Annotated in this window: 11 protein-coding genes; 9 read left to right on the plus strand and 2 right to left on the minus strand. The window is 68.6% G+C overall.

All coding sequences use genetic code 11. The annotated features are described in order from the left end of the window. Positions 1–57: 57 nt before the first annotated feature. Positions 58–1,224 (plus strand): ADP-forming succinate--CoA ligase subunit beta, encoded by a 1,167-nt coding sequence (gene sucC / locus AC1C2R_RS13495; RefSeq protein WP_495380248.1) that lies wholly within the window; start codon positions 58–60, stop codon positions 1,222–1,224. Positions 1,225–1,239: 15 nt separating this feature from the next. Continuing rightward, the gene (gene sucD / locus AC1C2R_RS13500) at positions 1,240–2,142 is read left to right on the plus strand and encodes a succinate--CoA ligase subunit alpha (RefSeq protein WP_495380249.1); all 903 of its coding nucleotides are present in this window, start codon (positions 1,240–1,242) and stop codon (positions 2,140–2,142) included. 117 nt (positions 2,143–2,259) lie between these two features. On the opposite strand, the gene AC1C2R_RS13505 is transcribed toward sucD, so the two are convergent. Together AC1C2R_RS13505 and AC1C2R_RS13510 are read right to left on the minus strand one after the other, a co-directional pair. Continuing rightward, on the minus strand, positions 2,260–3,840 hold the full coding sequence (locus AC1C2R_RS13505) for a glycoside hydrolase family 30 protein (RefSeq protein WP_495380250.1): 1,581 nt from the start codon (positions 3,838–3,840) through the stop codon (positions 2,260–2,262). 75 nt (positions 3,841–3,915) lie between these two features. After that, the gene (locus tag AC1C2R_RS13510) at positions 3,916–6,981 is read right to left on the minus strand and encodes a glycoside hydrolase family 3 C-terminal domain-containing protein (RefSeq protein WP_495380251.1); all 3,066 of its coding nucleotides are present in this window, start codon (positions 6,979–6,981) and stop codon (positions 3,916–3,918) included. A gap of 415 nt (positions 6,982–7,396) precedes the next feature. Here AC1C2R_RS13510 and AC1C2R_RS13515 point away from each other — a divergent pair, with 415 nt between their 5' ends. From AC1C2R_RS13515 to AC1C2R_RS13545, 7 genes are all read left to right on the plus strand, one after another. Further along, positions 7,397–7,984 carry a hypothetical protein gene (locus tag AC1C2R_RS13515; protein WP_495353003.1) on the plus strand — a complete coding sequence of 196 codons (588 nt, stop codon included), beginning with the start codon at positions 7,397–7,399 and terminating at the stop codon, positions 7,982–7,984. Positions 7,985–8,036: 52 nt separating this feature from the next. Beyond that, positions 8,037–9,560, plus strand: a complete 1,524-nt coding sequence (locus AC1C2R_RS13520) for a hypothetical protein (RefSeq protein WP_495380252.1) — start codon at positions 8,037–8,039, stop codon at positions 9,558–9,560. A gap of 32 nt (positions 9,561–9,592) precedes the next feature. Continuing rightward, positions 9,593–10,870, plus strand: a complete 1,278-nt coding sequence (locus AC1C2R_RS13525; protein WP_495353005.1) for a cell division protein PerM — start codon at positions 9,593–9,595, stop codon at positions 10,868–10,870. 68 nt (positions 10,871–10,938) lie between these two features. Beyond that, a complete protein-coding gene (locus AC1C2R_RS13530) occupies positions 10,939–12,486 on the plus strand; it encodes an APC family permease (protein ID WP_495380253.1) in 1,548 nt (515 codons plus the stop codon). Between the two features lie 229 nt (positions 12,487–12,715). Beyond that, positions 12,716–13,309, plus strand: a complete 594-nt coding sequence (gene purN / locus AC1C2R_RS13535) for a phosphoribosylglycinamide formyltransferase (RefSeq protein ID WP_495353008.1) — start codon at positions 12,716–12,718, stop codon at positions 13,307–13,309. Further along, positions 13,306–14,937: a bifunctional phosphoribosylaminoimidazolecarboxamide formyltransferase/IMP cyclohydrolase gene (purH, locus tag AC1C2R_RS13540; protein ID WP_495380254.1), complete on the plus strand. Its 1,632-nt coding sequence runs from the start codon at positions 13,306–13,308 to the stop codon at positions 14,935–14,937. The genes purN and purH overlap by 4 nt, the downstream gene beginning before the upstream one ends. A gap of 217 nt (positions 14,938–15,154) precedes the next feature. Continuing rightward, a complete protein-coding gene (locus AC1C2R_RS13545; protein WP_495380255.1) occupies positions 15,155–16,249 on the plus strand; it encodes a Glu/Leu/Phe/Val dehydrogenase family protein in 1,095 nt (364 codons plus the stop codon). Positions 16,250–16,288 lie beyond the last annotated feature (39 nt).

The following is a 16,288-nucleotide window of genomic DNA, read 5'->3' on the forward strand; positions in this document are numbered from 1 at the left end:
CCGACACCCACCAGCCACTGTGCGCTTTCGCGCGTGCGGACCGATTGGAAGTAGAGCGTGGATCTTTACGAGTACCAGGCCAGAGACCTGTTCGAGCGATACGGGGTCCCGGTGCTCCCGGGCATCGTCGCCGACACCCCCGATGAAGTGCGTGCGGCGGCCGAGCAGCTCGGCGGCGTCGTAGTCGTCAAGGCCCAGGTGAAGACCGGTGGCCGCGGCAAGGCCGGCGGCGTCAAGGTCGCGAAGACCCCCGACGAGGCCTACGAGGCCGCGAAGGCGATTCTCGGCCTCGACATCAAGGGTCACGTCGTCAAGCGCGTCATGGTCGCCGGTGGCGCACGCATCGCGCAGGAGTTCTACTTCTCCGTGCTGCTCGACCGGGCCAACCGCTCCTACCTCTCGCTCACGAGCGTCGAGGGCGGCATGGAGATCGAGGTGCTCGCCGTCGAGAAGCCCGAGGCGCTCGCTCGCGTCGAGGTCGACCCGATCGCCGGCATCGACGTCGCGAAGGCCCGCGAGATCGCGGTCGCCGCGAACTTCCCGGCCGAGCTCGTCGACAAGGTCGCCGAGGTCTTCGTGAAGCTCTACGAGGTCTACAAGGGCGAAGACGCGACCCTCGTCGAGGTCAACCCGCTGATCCTCGACGAAGACGGAAACGTCATCGCGCTCGACGGCAAGGTCACGCTCGACGAGAACGCCGAGTTCCGTCACGCAGGCCACGCGCTCCTCGAAGACAAAGACGCCGCAGACCCGCTCGAGGCCGCCGCGAAGGCGCTCGACCTCAACTACGTCAAGCTCGACGGCGAGGTCGGGATCATCGGCAACGGCGCGGGCCTCGTCATGTCGACGCTCGACGTCGTCGCATACGCGGGCGAGAACCACGGCGGCGTCAAGCCCGCCAACTTCCTCGACATCGGCGGCGGCGCCTCGGCAGAGGTCATGGCCAACGGCCTCGGCATCATCCTCGGCGACCCGCAGGTCAAGAGCGTCTTCGTGAACGTCTTCGGCGGCATCACCGCGTGCGACGAGGTCGCGAAGGGCATCGTCGGCGCGCTCGCCGAGCTCGGCTCCACGGCGAACAAGCCGCTCGTCGTGCGTCTCGACGGCAACAACGTCGTCGAGGGTCGCCGCATCCTCGAGGAGGCGGCGCACCCGCTCGTCACCCTCGCCGAGAACATGGACCAGGGCGCCGACAAGGCCGCCGAGCTGGCGAACGCCGCGTAGTTAGGGAATCGAAGAATGACTATCTTCCTCAACAAGGACTCCAAGGTCATCGTCCAGGGCATCACCGGCGGCGAAGGCTCCAAGCACACGGCGCGCATGCTCGCGGCGGGCACCCAAGTGGTCGGCGGAGTGAACGCCCGCAAGGCCGGCACCACGGTGCTGCACGCCGACAAAGACGGCAACTCGGTCGAGCTGCCCGTCTTCGCCACGGTCGCCGAGGCCATCGCACAGACGGGGGCGGATGTCTCCATCGCCTTCGTTCCCCCGGCCTTCACGAAAGACGCCGTGGTCGAGGCCATCGACGCCGAGATCCCGCTCCTCGTGATCATCACCGAGGGTGTTCCCGTCGGCGATTCGGCCGAGTTCTGGGCGTACGCCAAGGAGAAGGGCAACACGACCCGCATCATCGGGCCGAACTGCCCCGGCATCATTAGCCCCGGTGAGTCCCTCGTCGGCATCACCCCGGCGAACATCACCGGCAAGGGGCCGATCGGCCTCGTGTCCAAGTCGGGCACGCTGACCTACCAGATGATGTACGAGCTGCGCGACCTCGGCTTCTCGACCGCCATCGGCATCGGCGGCGACCCGATCATCGGCACGACGCACATCGATGCGCTCGCCGCGTTCGAGGCCGACCCCGAGACGAAGGCGATCGTGATGATCGGCGAGATCGGTGGCGACGCCGAAGAGCGGGCGGCCGAGTTCATCAAGGCGAACGTCACGAAGCCGGTCGTCGGCTACGTCGCCGGCTTCACGGCTCCCGAGGGCAAGACGATGGGCCACGCCGGCGCCATCGTCTCCGGCTCCGCCGGTACCGCTCAGGCGAAGAAGGAGGCCCTCGAGGCAGCCGGTGTCAAGGTCGGCAAGACGCCGAGCGAGACCGCCGCGCTGCTCCGCGAGGTGTACGCCGCGCTCTAGACACTTCCGCTCGACGAACGGCCCCGCAGACTTCGATCTGCGGGGCCGTTTCGGTCGGCGGGCGGATGTCGGTTGGGACTCGTGCCATGAACGAACGACTCGTCATCACCTCTCACGTCAACCCACCCGATGCGTGATGGTCGTGAGCGAGTGTCCTGGCACTTCGAGGACGAACTCCTGAGACTGAGCTTCCATTCGCACCGACCGAGGCTGGTCGGCGCCATTCCAGACGAGGACGACCAGCGAGCCGGCTGGGGTGCGAAAGGCGATCTGCCGCAGATCCGTCGCATCCGACGACGATTCCACCCGCACGGAACCGGGCGGCACCGCCGAGCCGGCGTGCGCGAGAACGTAGTACTCGGCATTGCGGGTCACCGTGCCGTCATCGGCGATGGTCACGACGCCGGAGCACGACTCACAACCGCCTCGATGCGGCCCGTGCTGCTCGTTCAGAGCCAGGTTCCACGTGAGCACGCCCGTCGCGTGATTCTCGAGCGCACCGATGAGCAGGTTCGTCGACTGCCACGAGAACGTGTCAGCGAAGACCTTCTCGGGGGCATCACCTGGCGCGCCCGACCCTGAACACTCGGTCACCCAGATCTGCATGTCGCTGAACTGCTCCCAGAACTGCAACTGCGCCGAGGCATCCCCGAAGTAGCAGTGGTAGGCGATGCCGTCGATCCATTCGGCGGCTGTCGTGCGCAAGAGGTCGGCGGGATACTGAGAAGCCGGGTCCTCTCCTTCGGGAGTCGAGGCGGCGTCGGCCGGACTCAACGTCCAGTTGTGGTCGTATCCGAGAATGCCGGCGTCGAGCCCGGCGTCGGCCAGCGCCGGGCCGAGCCGCTCGATCAGCTTCGCCTCCTGCCAGACGGGCATGTCGGTGCCGGGGTAGCCGTCGGGATGGCGCAACTGCGGCTCGTTCTGCACCGTGAGCAGACTGATGTCGAGACCGGCATCGCGGTATGCCTCGACGAATCGCACCAGATACTCCGTGTACGTGTCGTAGGCCCGGTCCTCGTCGATGAGACGACCTCCCTCGAGCGAACCGCTCGTCTTGAGCCATGCCGGCGGGCTCCACGGCGATGCGATCAAGCGTATGTCCGGGTTGATGGCGAGCACTTCCAGCAGGACCGGAATCATGGACGCTCGGTCGGGTGCGATGTCGAAGCCGTCGAGCGACCAGTCCGTCTCGCCCGGCGGGAGATCATCGAAGGTGAACGCGTCACCTGCGACGAAGTCCGAGGCGCCGATCGGCAGGCGCAGCACCGTCAGCCGCACGGGTCCGTGCGGGGAGAACAACTCGTCGATCAGCGCCGCCCGCGCAGCCTCCGGAATCTGTGCGAGCAGGTCCGCGGAGGCATGGGTCATCGCAGCCCCGAATCCGCGGATCTCCTGTGCTGTCCTGGCTGAATCGACGCGGATATCCGGCGGCTCGTTGCCGGCCGACGAGGTGACTTCCACGCTGATCTCCTGGAGTCGCTGACCGCCGTTCGCGCTCGTCGTCACTGCGACCGGTCGACTGCGCTCCGGTGCACTCGACTCCGCACTCTCTGTGCCTCCGGTCGGTGGTGATGCGGTGGAGGTCGCGATCGTGATGACCACGGCGGCCACGAGTCCGGCGACGACCAGACCCGCGATGATCCACCCGACCTTCCGCTGGTGGAGCCAGTCGGCACCAGGTCGTCGCGTGCTGATCATCTGTGCTCCTCTCGCGGGCGGTGGGGACGAGGTGGGCCCGGCAGCGCCGGACCCATCTCGTGTGCAGGCGAGTGCTCAGCCGGCTTGCCGTTGCAGTGCGAACGATTGAGCCGGATCGTCGGCGTTGCAGGAACGCTGCACGATCCGGGCACCGTCGTCGCGCACTCCGCCGTCGACCGCCAGGCAGCGGCCGCTGTGCACGGCCACGAACTGGTAGTTGCCGTCGCCGATGCGACGAAGCTCGAACTGCTGGTGGCGATCCCTCGTCCACTTCCCGAGCTCCGCCGGTGCTCCGTTCGCCCTCGATGCGTCCGCGATCTCGAGCGTCAGGGGTGCGTTCACGTTCCTGATGCGATAAACGTCGCGCTTCACCTTCGTCAGTGTCCACTCCGCGTTCGCCTGCGGTGCGGGGCACGACCATTGCTGCACCGGGGTGCCGACGGCCGTGCCGTGGTCCACCGCATCCAGGCAGGCTCCCGACCCCTCGTTGACGATCGTGTAGACCGCCCGGGTCGAGATGCCGGAGGCTTCCTCCTTGTCCGCCGACCTCACCTTCACTGCGTCATCGAGGCGGATGTCCTGTGAGGACGAACCGACCAGGATGTCGAGCGTGCCGCGTGGCGTGACCCAGGCGTCGGTGTACGAATCCCAATACGAGAAGGACTCCCGTGACAGGTCGATCGTGACCTCCTCCGACTCGCCCGGCTCCAGGTGCACGCTGGCGTATCCCGCCAGTTGTTTCGGTGCCGACTGGACGACGTTCGTCGGCAGGGCCCCGACGTACACCTGCGGTGACTCGGTTCCCGCAGTGTCGCCGGTGTTGGTGACGGTGAAGGTGGCCGAGACGCGTGCGTTGCCACGCGATTTCGTTTTCAGGTCGGAGTACTCGAACGTGGTGTACGACAAGCCGTGCCCGAACGGATACTTCGGCGCGATGCCGAACTCCTCGTATCCCCGGTAGCCGACGAAGACACCCTCGGTGTAATACGAGTCGACTCCGATGCCTGGATACTGCTCGGGTGTCGAAATCGGCGTCTCACCCTCTGAGACGGGGAACGTGACCGGCAGCTTGCCCGACGGTGACACCTCACCGAAGAGGATCCTCGCCATCGCCGCTCCTTGATTCTGACCGCCGAACCACGCCTCGAGGATGGCGGGGACGCCGTCTTCCCACTCGACCGTGGTCGGGCCACCGGTCGTCAACACGACGACGGTGTTCGGATTGGCCGCCTTGACCGCGTCGATGAGTGCTTCCTGCCCGCTGGGCAGTCCGATGTCGGCCTTGTCACCGCCCTCCGACGAGTAGTCCCTGACGACGACGACCGCAACGTCGGAGTCGGCTGCCAGGGCCGCCGCCTCCGTCGCCTTCGGGTCGACCAGACCCGCCGGCTTCGTCCAGCCCAGCTTCATGCGCGGACCCAGATCGCCGGTGGCACCGCTCGCGTCGTGGGTCGCGGTGACGGTGTAGTCCTGCCCCCCGACCAGATCGAGCGTCACCGTGTCCGTGGTGAGCGCTGTCGTCGTCGTCTCGAGAATCGTCGCGCCGTCCAGGGTCACCGACGCTTCGCCTGCCGCGACGAGCTCCAGTTCGTATGTTCCGGAGGCAGGCGGGGTCAGTGTCGATGAGTACGACGTCGCGGCGATGCCACCACCCGGAAGCGTCGGCAGCAGCGGCGATTGCGCGTTGAACCCCTCGAAGTAGAAGAACCCGCCGTTGATCGAGATGTCCTGCAGGGTCTCCTGGTCGATGACGTTTCCGCCCGCGTCGTACACGATCACGTCGGCGCCCGGACTGCCATCCGAGCTTCGGAGGTAGTCCGACGGAATGGCGTCCATGCCGGGCAGGAGCGTCGAGGAGGTGACGAAGTCGGTACCACGCGCCAACGAGACGGTGGCCCCGGGCACCATGTCGCGAATGCCCTGCAGCGGAGAGATCGTCGAGGTAGGAATCTGGATCAGTGAGCTGCCACCGCCGGCGGTGACGTTGTCCGCGTCAGCGCCGATCACCGCAACGGAGTCGATCGCTGACGGATCGAGCGGAAGGATTCCGTCGTTCTTCAGCAGCACCATGCCGTCCTCGGCGATCCGCTGCGATTCGAGCGCATGGCCTGCTTCATCGAACGGTTGCTCGACCGGAGGCGTATCGAACAGTCCGATGCGGAACATGGCGGTCAGGATGCGCAGTACCGCCACATCGATCTCCGACTCGGCCACCTCGCCGCTCAGCACGGCGTCCTCGAGCGCGAGGAAGAATCCGAAGCTCGGCTGTTCCTGATCGAGACCGGCGCGGAACGCCGGAACCGAGCTGTGGGTCGCGCCGTAGTCGCTCATCACGAAACCTCGGAAGCCGATCTGGTCGTGCAGGATGCCATTCAACAGTTCGGAGTTCTCACAGGCGTAGATGAAGTTGATCTTGTTGAACGAGCACATCGCCGTGGCGGGGTCGCTTCCCTTGACGCCGATATCGAACGGCCGGATGTAGATCTCCTGCAGTGCCCGTTCGCCCACAATGGCATTCCCGCCGCTCAGGCGATCCTCCTCTTGGTTGTACGCCGCGTAGTGCTTGATGTCACCGGCGACATTGTGGGACTGGATGGCGTTGAGCTGCGCCGCCGCGAGCGTTCCCGACAGCAGAGGGTCTTCGCCGTAGCCTTCGAAGCCACGACCTGCGACGCCGACTCGCGCCATGTCGACTGCGGTGCCGAGTGAGACGTTGTGACCGGTCTTGAAGGCTTCGTCGCCCATCACGTCGCCGTACGCCGCCGCATCGGCGACGTCGAACGTGGCGGCCAGCGCGATGGGGGCCGGCAATGCCGTTGAACGCTTGCCGTTCACGTTCGGGTTGGCGATTCGGATTCCGGCGGGGCCGTCGGCCATGGTGAGCGCGGGAATTCCGAGACGCTCGATGGGAGCATTGTAGAAACCGTAGAAGTTGTTCAGTTCGCCCTCGAGCATGTCGATCTTCTCGTCGAGCGTCATCTGTTCCAGCAGCGCCTGGGCGCGCGCCTCGGGAGAATCCACCGGGGCGCCGAGTGCCGCTCCCGAGCCTGAGACGACGGCCACTGCGGCGACGAGCGCCCCAGCGGCGATGAGTGCGATCGAGGTCGTGCTCGATCTCCGTTGATCGATGTGGATGCGCATATCCGTTTCCTCATCATGAGGTTGTTGCGAGATGCGAGCAGAGATTCCCGGGCTCGGAGCCGCGCCCGCCGTTCCTGTGGTGCCGTGATCGCTGCCATGTGGGGCATCGCGGTCGATGGCACGGAGCCTCCCTTCTCGAAAGTCGGGCGCATGTCACGGGACCGTGATCGGCGCGAGCCGTACTTATTAGCGAGGGGGATGACTTCACACGATCCGATTCGGATCGCGGTCGCGCTTCGATGAATTCGGGAGAGCGTTAAGGGCATTGTAGATCCACCCTCGACAGCCGCAAGCCCCCATTTCCAACGCCATCGCGACGGCGCGGCGGCGACGCAATTCGTCAGCAACGCGGCCCGCGCACTGACCGGCGGGCCCGTCTCGGTCGCTCTGACCGATGTCGTGCCAGAGTGGGAGCATGAGCGAAGACTCGGCGCGAACAGAACGGGATTCCGTGGTCGAGCCGGCACCGGATGCCGCGGACGCGATGCCACGAGGACGCGCGCGTCGGACGATCGCGAACGAACTCGTGCGCACGACGTTCGTCACCGAAGAGAGCGTGTACGGCGTCATCCTCGTTTCGGGCATGATCGTCGTCGCCGGCGGACCGGGGACGAACGCCTTCGAGGTGTTCTGGAAGGTGGTCGGGACCGTCATCGTCTTCTGGGCCGCGCACGTCTACGCCGGCACGGTGGCGCGCCACGGTCTCGAGGAGGGGCACGTCATCGGGTTGCGCGATGCGTTCCGCGCATCGTTCAATCGTGCGCTCGGGCTGCTCGCCTCGGCGATGATTCCGTCGCTCATCCTGCTCCTCGGTGCGACGCGGGTCGTTCCCGATGCCGTCGCCATCTGGACGGCACTCTGGGCGGGCGTCGCCGTGCTCGCCGTGCTGGGCTGGATCGCTTTCGCACGGCGCGGAGCACGCTGGCCGATCCGGCTCGCGGGCTCGCTCGTCACCGCGATGTTCGGCGTCGCGATGATCGCCCTGAAGGCCTTCATCCACTGAATCCGTGCGGCGAGCCGCCACTGGCGCTAGGTTGCTCACAAAAGGGGGAGCCATGGCCGGCACGAACGAGGCTGAGCTCGAGGCACGCATTGCGGCGCTCGAAGCTGAGAACGAGACGTTGCGCGCGAGCGTGCTCGACGCCGAGACGGCGCGGGAGGCACCGGGGGCGGATGCCACGGCATCCGTCGCCCAGCAGCGTGCAAAGCGCGGGTGGGGCCGCAGCGTCACCGCCGTGGTGCTCATCGTCGTGGGGCTCCTGCTCGCACCCGTCGCGGTGATCTCCGCGTGGGCGCGCCTCGAACTGGCCGACACCGATCGCTTCGTGGCGACGTTCGCGCCGCTCGCCGAAGACCCGGCGGTGCAGGCGTACCTCGGCGACGAGGTCACGGCCGCCATCGAGGAGCAGGTCGACATCCCGGGGATCACGGCCGACCTGTTCGACGGCATCCGGGAACTCGGGCTGCCGCCCCGTGCCGAGGCCGCGCTCGGCCTGCTCGAGGTGCCCGCGACGCAGGGCATCCAGTCGCTCGTCTCCGACGTCGTCGATCGGGTGGTCGAGTCCCCGGCCTTCGCAGATGTCTGGGCGTCGACGCTGCGCATCACCCACCGGCAGTTCGTGGCCGCCATGGAGGGCGACCCCGACGCCGCACTCGCCATCGGCAGCGACGGCACGCTCTCGGTGCAGCTCGGCCCCATCGTGGAGGCCGTCAAGCAACGGCTCATCGAGCAGGGCGTCGGGTTCGCCCAGGCGATCCCGACGGTCGACCGGGCCGTCGTCATCGCACAAGACGACGCCTTCGCGTTGATCCGCACGATCTACGCGCTCGCCATCGGAGTCGGCACCTGGCTGCCCTGGATCATCCTGGCCTTCCTCGTCATCGGCGTCGTCGTCGCGCGTAAGCGCACGAGGGCGCTCGTGTGGACCGCCGGCGGGTTCGCGCTCTCGATGCTGATCCTCGCGAGCGGTGTCGGCGTCGGCCGCTGGTTCTTCGTGGGCGCCGTCAGCCCGTCGGTCATGCCGCCGGATGCGGCCGAGGCGATCTATTCGGGGCTCATCGAGATCATGATGTCGACGATCGTGGCACTCGTCGTGCTCGGCGTGCTCGTCGCCGTGGTGGCCTGGTTCTCGGGTCCGTGGCGGCCCGCCCGTGCACTGCGCGGGTTCGCCGAATCGGGCTTCGCGGCGGTACGCCGCGCCGCGGCCGCGCACGGCATCACGACCGGTCGCTTCGGCATCGGGCTCGACCGCTGGCGAGTGGTCGTGTATGTCGCAATCGCCGTGATCGCCGCACTCGTCGTGTTGTTCTCGCGGCCTGCCTCGGCCGGTCTGGTCGTCACGACGCTTCTCGTCGCCCTCGTCGCCCTGCTCATCGTCGAGTTGCTCCGGCGACCTCAGGGTGAGGTCGCTGCCGACGTCGCTGTTGCCGACGCCGCCGCCGCTGCCGGTACGGTCGACGAAGAGGTCGAGGTGCTCGTCGTCGCCGGAACCGATGGCGTCGAGCCCGGTGTCGAAGTGATCGAAGGCGGCGACGCCGCGACCCCGAGTCCGCCCGACACCGCACGTCCTGCCGACTGAGCGGCGTCGGCCGGGATAAGCTCGGCGTCGGAATGAGACGCACGACGATCGCCCTGCTCGCCGGCCTCGAGGCATCCGTCGCCGCCCTCATCGGCCTCGGCATCGCGCTCGTGCCGCTCATGCTGCTCTGGGCCGTGCACTTCGGTCTCGCCGTCGATGCGACGATCTTCTTCCGCGCGGCGGCCGACGTGTGGCTGCTCGGGCACGGCGTCGACCTCGAGCTGCAGCTCGACGCGGTGACGGCAGCCCGCACCGGACTGCCGGGCGCCGGGGACCCGTTCCCGATCACGATCGCGCTGCTCGGCTTCGCGCTCGTCTCCGTCGCGTTCGGCCGCCGCATCGGCCGCCGTTCGGCCGCCGAGGGGCATTCGTTCACCGGCGGTCTGGCGGCGATCGGCGTGTACGGGCTCGCCGGATTCGCGCTCGCGGCGACCGCCGGCATCGACGGTGCACGCTCGTCGCTGTGGCAGGCGGCCCTGCTGCCGGCCTTCACGATGGCGGTCGGTGTCGTGGTGGGTGCGGTCTTCGAATCGCTGCGCGACGACCCGATGACGGATGCCGCGGGCAGCGTCGTGCGTCGTGGAATCACGGCGCTGCCCGCGGTGCTCGTTGGCACCGTGCGCGCCGCCGTGCGGATCGGTGCGGGCGCCGCGTTCGGCGTGCTCGCGGTCGCGGGAGTGCTCGTCGCGGGGCTCATCGCCGCGGACTACGCGACGATCGCGGGCCTCTACCAGTCGCTCGGCACCGGCATCGACGGTGGTATCGCGCTGACCGTCGCCGAGCTCGCCCTCCTGCCGAACGTCGTCGTGTGGGCGGCGGCGTGGCTGCTCGGGCCGGGCTTCGCGCTCGGCACGGGCACCTCGGTGGCACCTGCCGGTACCCTGCTCGGGCCCGTGCCCGGCATCCCGCTGCTCGGTGCGCTGCCGACCGAGGCGGCGCCGTTCGGTGCGCTCTGGCTCATCGTGCCGGTGCTGCTGGGCTTCGTCGGCGCCTGGCTCGTCCTCGGCGGCGAGCCATCCGTGCACCCCTCGGCTCGCGACGCCTGGTGGTCGCCGCTCGTGGTCGGCGCCGGTGCGGCGCTCGTCTCGGGAATCGTGCTCGGATTGCTGGCATGGTGGTCCGGCGGCGCCGCCGGTCCGGGGCGACTGGCCGACGTCGGCCCGAACCCATGGGAGGTTGCGGTGATCGCGGCGGCGACCGTCGGCGTCGGCGCGATCGTCGGCGGGTATGCCGGCCGCCAGGGTGGCCCTCGCGCCGACGATGGCATCTTCGCCGTCACCGGTGCGGGAGTCGGGAGCGGTCGGCGCTGACATCCCGAGCTGCCGAGGCGGGCACGCGAGTGCTATTCTGCGCGTGACCGCATGATCGAGGAGGATCGATGTCGGCTCCCAACGAGACTGCGCCACCCGCAACTGAAGGCAAGGGCCTCGCCGCAGGAACACTGGGCCTGTGGGGTTCGACCGTCATCGGTCTCGCCTCGACGGCGCCCGTGTACTCGTTGGCCGCGACGCTCGGGTTCGTCGTGCTCGCGGTGGGTGCGCAGGCGCCCATCGCCTTCATCATCGCGTTCGTGCCGATGCTGCTCATCGCCTTCGCCTACCGCGAGCTGAACCGGGCGGTGCCCGACTGCGGTACGACCTTCACCTGGGCGACGAAGGCGTTCGGCCCGTGGGTCGGCTGGCTCGGCGGATGGGGCGTCGCGGTCGCCGGCACCGTCGTGCTCGCGAACCTCGCGCAGATCGGCGGCATCTACTTCTGGTTGCTGGTCTCGCCCGAGCTCGCCGAGAACGTGCCCCTCGTCACGGCGACCGGTGTCGTGTTCATCGCGCTCATGACCTGGATCAGCTGGCGCGGGCTCGAGATCGGCGAGCGTATCCAGAACGTGCTGCTCGCGGTGCAGTACCTCGCCCTCGTGCTCTTCGTGGTCTTCGCGACGGTCGCCGTGATGACGGGCACCGCGCCCGAAGGCTCGACCGCGCCGAGCGCCGACTGGTTCAACCCGTTCGCGTTCGAGTCGTTCGACGGCCTCGTCGAGTCGGTGCTGCTCGCGTTGTTCATCTACTGGGGTTGGGACACGTGCCTCGCGCTCAACGAGGAGACTCGCGACCCGAAGCGCATCCCCGGCCGTGCGGCCGTGCTCACGACGCTCATCCTGCTCGTGACCTACGTCGGCGTCGCCGTCGCGGCGATGTCGTATGCGGGCCTCGGCGACACGGGCCTCGGGCTCGCGAACGAGGGCAACGCCGACGACGTGTTCTTCGCGCTGAAGGACGCGGTGTTCGGGCCGTGGGCCTGGCTCCTCGTCGTCGCCGTGATGATCTCCGCGGTGTCGTCGACGCAGACCACCATTCTGCCGACGGCGCGCGGCACGCTCGCGATGGCGGTGTACAAGGCACTGCCGAAGCGGTTCGCCACGGTGCATCCGCGATACCGCACACCATCGTTCTCGACGCTGCTCATGGGCTTCGTGGCCATCGTGTTCTACATCGGCATGACCCTCGTCAGCGACAACATCCTGCAGGACACGATCCTCTCGCTCGGCCTCGCGATCGCGTTCTACTACTCGATCACGGGGCTCGCGTGCGTCTGGTACTTCCGCAAGACGCTGTTCACCTCGTGGCGCCACTTCTGGAACCGACTCGTGTTCCCGCTCGTGGGGTCGGTGCTGCTGATCTTCGCGTTCGTGTTCTCGGCGATCGACATGCTCGACCCCGACTACGGGTACACGGTGCTCTTCGGCGTGGGCGGGGTGTTCGTCGTCGGGGTGGGATCGCTCGCGCTCGGCGCAGTGCTCATGGTCGTCTGGTCGTTCTTCGCCGACTCGCGACCGTTCTTCCGCGGTGAGGCATTGAACCGCGAGACGGAAGTGCTCGTGCCCGAAGACGAGCAGAAGGTCATCCGCTCCGTCGACGGCGGCCTGGGCTGAGCGGATGCCGCGTGGCGGGCGCGGCGTCGCGGTGGCGCAGTTTCGAACCTTCGCCGGCCGGTAGGCTCGGAGGGTGCTGAAGCTCGTCGTCCTGATCTCGGGCGTCGCGGTGGCGCAGTTTCGAACCTTCGCCGGCCGGTAGGCTCGGAGGGTGCTGAAGCTCGTCGTCCTGATCTCGGGCGTCGCGGTGGCGCAGTTTCGAACCTTCGCCGGCCGGTAGGCTCGGAGGGTGCTGAAGCTCGTCGTCCTGATCTCGGGCACCGGTTCGAACCTTCGTGCCCTGCTCGACGCCTCCACCGATGCGGAGTTCCCGGCTCGGATCGTCGCGATCGGTGCCGACCGCGATGCCGAGGGTCTCGCACTCGGTGAGGAGTACGGTGTGCCGACGTTTTCCGTGCCCTATACGGCGTATCCCGATCGCGACAGCTGGGGTGCGGCGCTCATCGAAGAGATTCGCCGCTGGGAGCCCGACGTGGTCGTGCTCTCGGGCCTCATGCGGCTCGTGCCGCCTGCCGTCGTCGACGCGTTCTCGCCGAATCTCATCAACACGCACCCCGCGTACCTGCCCGAGTTCCCGGGTGCGCACGGCGTGCGAGACGCGCTCGCAGCGGGCGTCACGCAGACCGGTGCGAGCCTCATCGTCGTCGACAACTCCGTCGACGGCGGCCCGATCATCGCGCAGGAGCGCGTGCCGGTGCTGCCGGGCGACACCGAGTCGAGCCTCCACGACCGCATCAAGCCCGTCGAGCGGCGCCTGCTCATCCAGACCGTGCTCGACATCGCCAACTCGCACCTCGACCTGAAGGAACTCGCACGATCATGAGCGGCCCCACCCACGACCCGAGTCTCTACCGCGAGCGCGACCTGGTGCCGGTGCGCCGTGCGCTCATCGCCGTCAGCGACAAGCGCGGCCTCGTCGAACTCGCGATTGCGCTCGTGGGCGCGGGCGTCGAGATCGTCTCGACGGGCGGCACCGGAAAAGCCATCGCCGACGCGGGCCTGCCGGTCACGCAGGTGGCCGAGGTGACGGGCTATCCCGAGCACCTCGACGGTCGCGTGCGCACGCTGCACCCGGCCGTGCACTCGGGCCTGCTCGCCGACCTGCGGCTCGAGCACCACGAGGCCGAGCTCGCGGGCCTCGGCATCGAGCCCTACGAACTCGTCGTCGTGAACCTCTACCCCTTCGCCGAGACCGTCGCGGCGGGCGCGGCGCCCGACGCCGTGATCGAGCAGATCGACATCGGCGGCCCCGCGATGGTGCGCGCCTCGGCCAAGAACCACGCGAACGTGGCGGTGGTCGTCACGCCCGATCGCTACGACGAGATCGCCGCATCGGTCGCCGCGGGCGGCACGACCCTCGCGCAGCGCACCGGGCTCGCACGCGAGGCGTTCCGGCACACCGCGTCGTACGACGTCGCGGTCGCTTCGTGGCTCGGCAGCGTCGTCGCGCCCGACCAACCGGCCGATGAGTCGCCGTTCCCCGCGTGGGTCGGCGGCACCTGGACCAAGGACGCCGACCTCCGCTATGGCGAGAACTCGCACCAGAAGGCCGCGCTCTACGCCTCGACGGGAGGCCGACCCGGCATCGCCCAAGCCGTGCAGCTGCACGGCAAAGAGATGTCGTACAACAACTACGTCGATGCCGACTCGGCCGTGCGGAGCGTGTTCGACTTCGATGAGCCGGCCGTCGCGATCATCAAGCACGCGAATCCGTGCGGCATCGCCGTGGCGTCGGCCGGGGCCCCTTCGACAGGCTCAGGGAGCGCCGACCCGATCGCCGACGCCCATCGCCGTGCCCACGAGTGCGACCCGGTCTCGGCCTACGGCGGTGTGATCGCCGCCAACCGCATCGTCACGCTCGAGATGGCCGAGACGGTGTCGGGCATCTTCACCGAGGTGCTCATCGCCCCGGCATTCGAGGCCGAGGCGCTCGAGCTGCTCACGAAGAAGAAGAACATCCGACTGTTGACCCTGCCCGAGGGGTTCACGCCGACGGCCGTCGAGCTGCGGCAGGTCTCGGGCGGCATGCTCCTGCAGCAGGCCGACCGTCACTTCGCGCCGGCATCGGAGTGGACGCTCGCCGCGGGTGAGCCCGCCGATGCTGCGACGCTCGCCGACCTCGAGTTCGCGTGGAAGGCGTGCCGCGCCGTGAAGTCGAATGCGATCCTGCTCGCCTCCAACGGCGCTTCGGTCGGTGTCGGCATGGGCCAGGTGAACCGGGTCGACTCGTGCAAGCTCGCGGTCGAGCGTGCGGGGGAGCGGGCAGCGGGTTCGGTCGCGGCATCCGACGCCTTCTTCCCCTTCGCCGACGGGCTGCAGATCCTCCTCGACGCCGGGGTTCGTGCGGTCGTGCAGCCCGGCGGCTCGGTGCGCGACGAAGAGGTCGTCACCGCGGCCCGCGAGGCCGGCGTCACGATGTACTTCACGGGCGAGCGCCACTTCTTCCACTGACACGGGCAGCGCTCAGCACCCCTCTCCTTCATCGAGTCGCCCATTTCTCGCCAGAGTCGGGCAACTCGAGAGGTTCGGTCCAATCGAGTCGCCCATTTCTGTCCATATCCGGGTGACTCGGGCTCGCGCGGCGGCGGTACCCTTGAATCGAACCCGCGCTCATGAGGCGCGAGGCCAGGTTCCGCCCACGAAGCGGATGATTCAAGGAGAACGGTCGATGACGATCACCCACGCCCCGGCGAACCCCGCAGCCGGCGTCAACGCAGCACTGCCGACGGAGGCCCCCGAACACGAACGGGTGCTCATCACCCGCGGTTCCCGCTCGGGCCTCACCATCATCGTGGCCGTGCATTCCACCCGGCTCGGACAGGCACTCGGCGGCGCCCGCCTCTGGCACTACGGCCACTGGACCGACGCCCTCGCCGACGCGCTCCGCCTCTCGCAGGCGATGACCCTGAAGAACGCCGCAGCCGGTCTCGCGCGTGGCGGCGGCAAGTCCGTGATCGCGATCCCCGCCGGAACAACACTCGATGTGGCCGGGAAGCACGACGCGATGCTCGATCTCGGCGACGCCATCGAGTCCCTGGGCGGCGCGTACATGACCGCCGAAGACGTCGGCACGAGCGCCGAGCTGATGGCCGTCGTGCGCGAGCGCACTGAGCACGTCTGCGGCCTCCCGCCAGAGCAGGGCGGCGTCGGCGAGCCGGCGGATGCTACGGCAGCGGGCGTGCACGCCTCCATCCTCGCGACGCTCGACGAGGTGTTCGGTTCGGCCGATCCGGCCGGACGCCACTTCATGATCGCGGGCCTCGGGCAGGTCGGAGGTCGCTTGGCACGAAGCCTCGCCGCCGCCGGCGCTCGACTGACCGTGACGGATGTCGCGCAGGGCAAGCGCGCCCTCGCCGACGAGCTCGGCGCGACCTGGGTCGATCCGGCCGAGGCCCACCGCCTCGAGGCCGACGTCTTCGTGCCGTGCGGGCTCGGCGGGGTACTGACACCCGAGGTCGTGCACGGTCTGCGGGTGGGCGCCGTCGTCGGCGCCGCGAACAACCAGCTCGCCTCGCGCGACGTCGCGGAACTCCTGCAGGAGCGCGGCATCGTCTGGGCGCCCGATTTCGTGGTGAACGCGGGCGGGGTCATCTACCTCGACGTCGCGAGCGCCCCCGGCGCCGACCAGGTCGCCCTCGACGCCCGCATCGCGGGAATCGGCGACACCGTGGCATCCGTGCTGCGCAGTGCTCGCGATAGCGGGACGACGACGCTCGAGGCCGCCGAACAGCTCGCGCGCACGAGGCTCGACGCAGGCCGCTGAGGTGACCGCGCGGCATCGGCTGGAGGGGCGCGCCCGGCG

The organism is Agromyces sp. Y182, assembly GCF_059445385.1.

What these genes read in the sequence shown, in the direction of transcription:
- AC1C2R_RS13510 (WP_495380251.1), bottom strand. Translation starts at nt 6,981, where the DNA reads ATGCGCATCCACATCGATCAACGGAGATCGAGCACGACCTCGATCGCA.
- AC1C2R_RS13545 (WP_495380255.1), top strand. Translation starts at nt 15,155, where the DNA reads ATGACGATCACCCACGCCCCGGCGAACCCCGCAGCCGGCGTCAACGCA.
- sucD (WP_495380249.1), top strand. Translation starts at nt 1,240, where the DNA reads ATGACTATCTTCCTCAACAAGGACTCCAAGGTCATCGTCCAGGGCATC.
- AC1C2R_RS13505 (WP_495380250.1), bottom strand. Translation starts at nt 3,840, where the DNA reads ATGATCAGCACGCGACGACCTGGTGCCGACTGGCTCCACCAGCGGAAG.
- AC1C2R_RS13515 (WP_495353003.1), top strand. Translation starts at nt 7,397, where the DNA reads ATGAGCGAAGACTCGGCGCGAACAGAACGGGATTCCGTGGTCGAGCCG.
- AC1C2R_RS13520 (WP_495380252.1), top strand. Translation starts at nt 8,037, where the DNA reads ATGGCCGGCACGAACGAGGCTGAGCTCGAGGCACGCATTGCGGCGCTC.
- purH (WP_495380254.1), top strand. Translation starts at nt 13,306, where the DNA reads ATGAGCGGCCCCACCCACGACCCGAGTCTCTACCGCGAGCGCGACCTG.
- AC1C2R_RS13530 (WP_495380253.1), top strand. Translation starts at nt 10,939, where the DNA reads ATGTCGGCTCCCAACGAGACTGCGCCACCCGCAACTGAAGGCAAGGGC.
- AC1C2R_RS13525 (WP_495353005.1), top strand. Translation starts at nt 9,593, where the DNA reads ATGAGACGCACGACGATCGCCCTGCTCGCCGGCCTCGAGGCATCCGTC.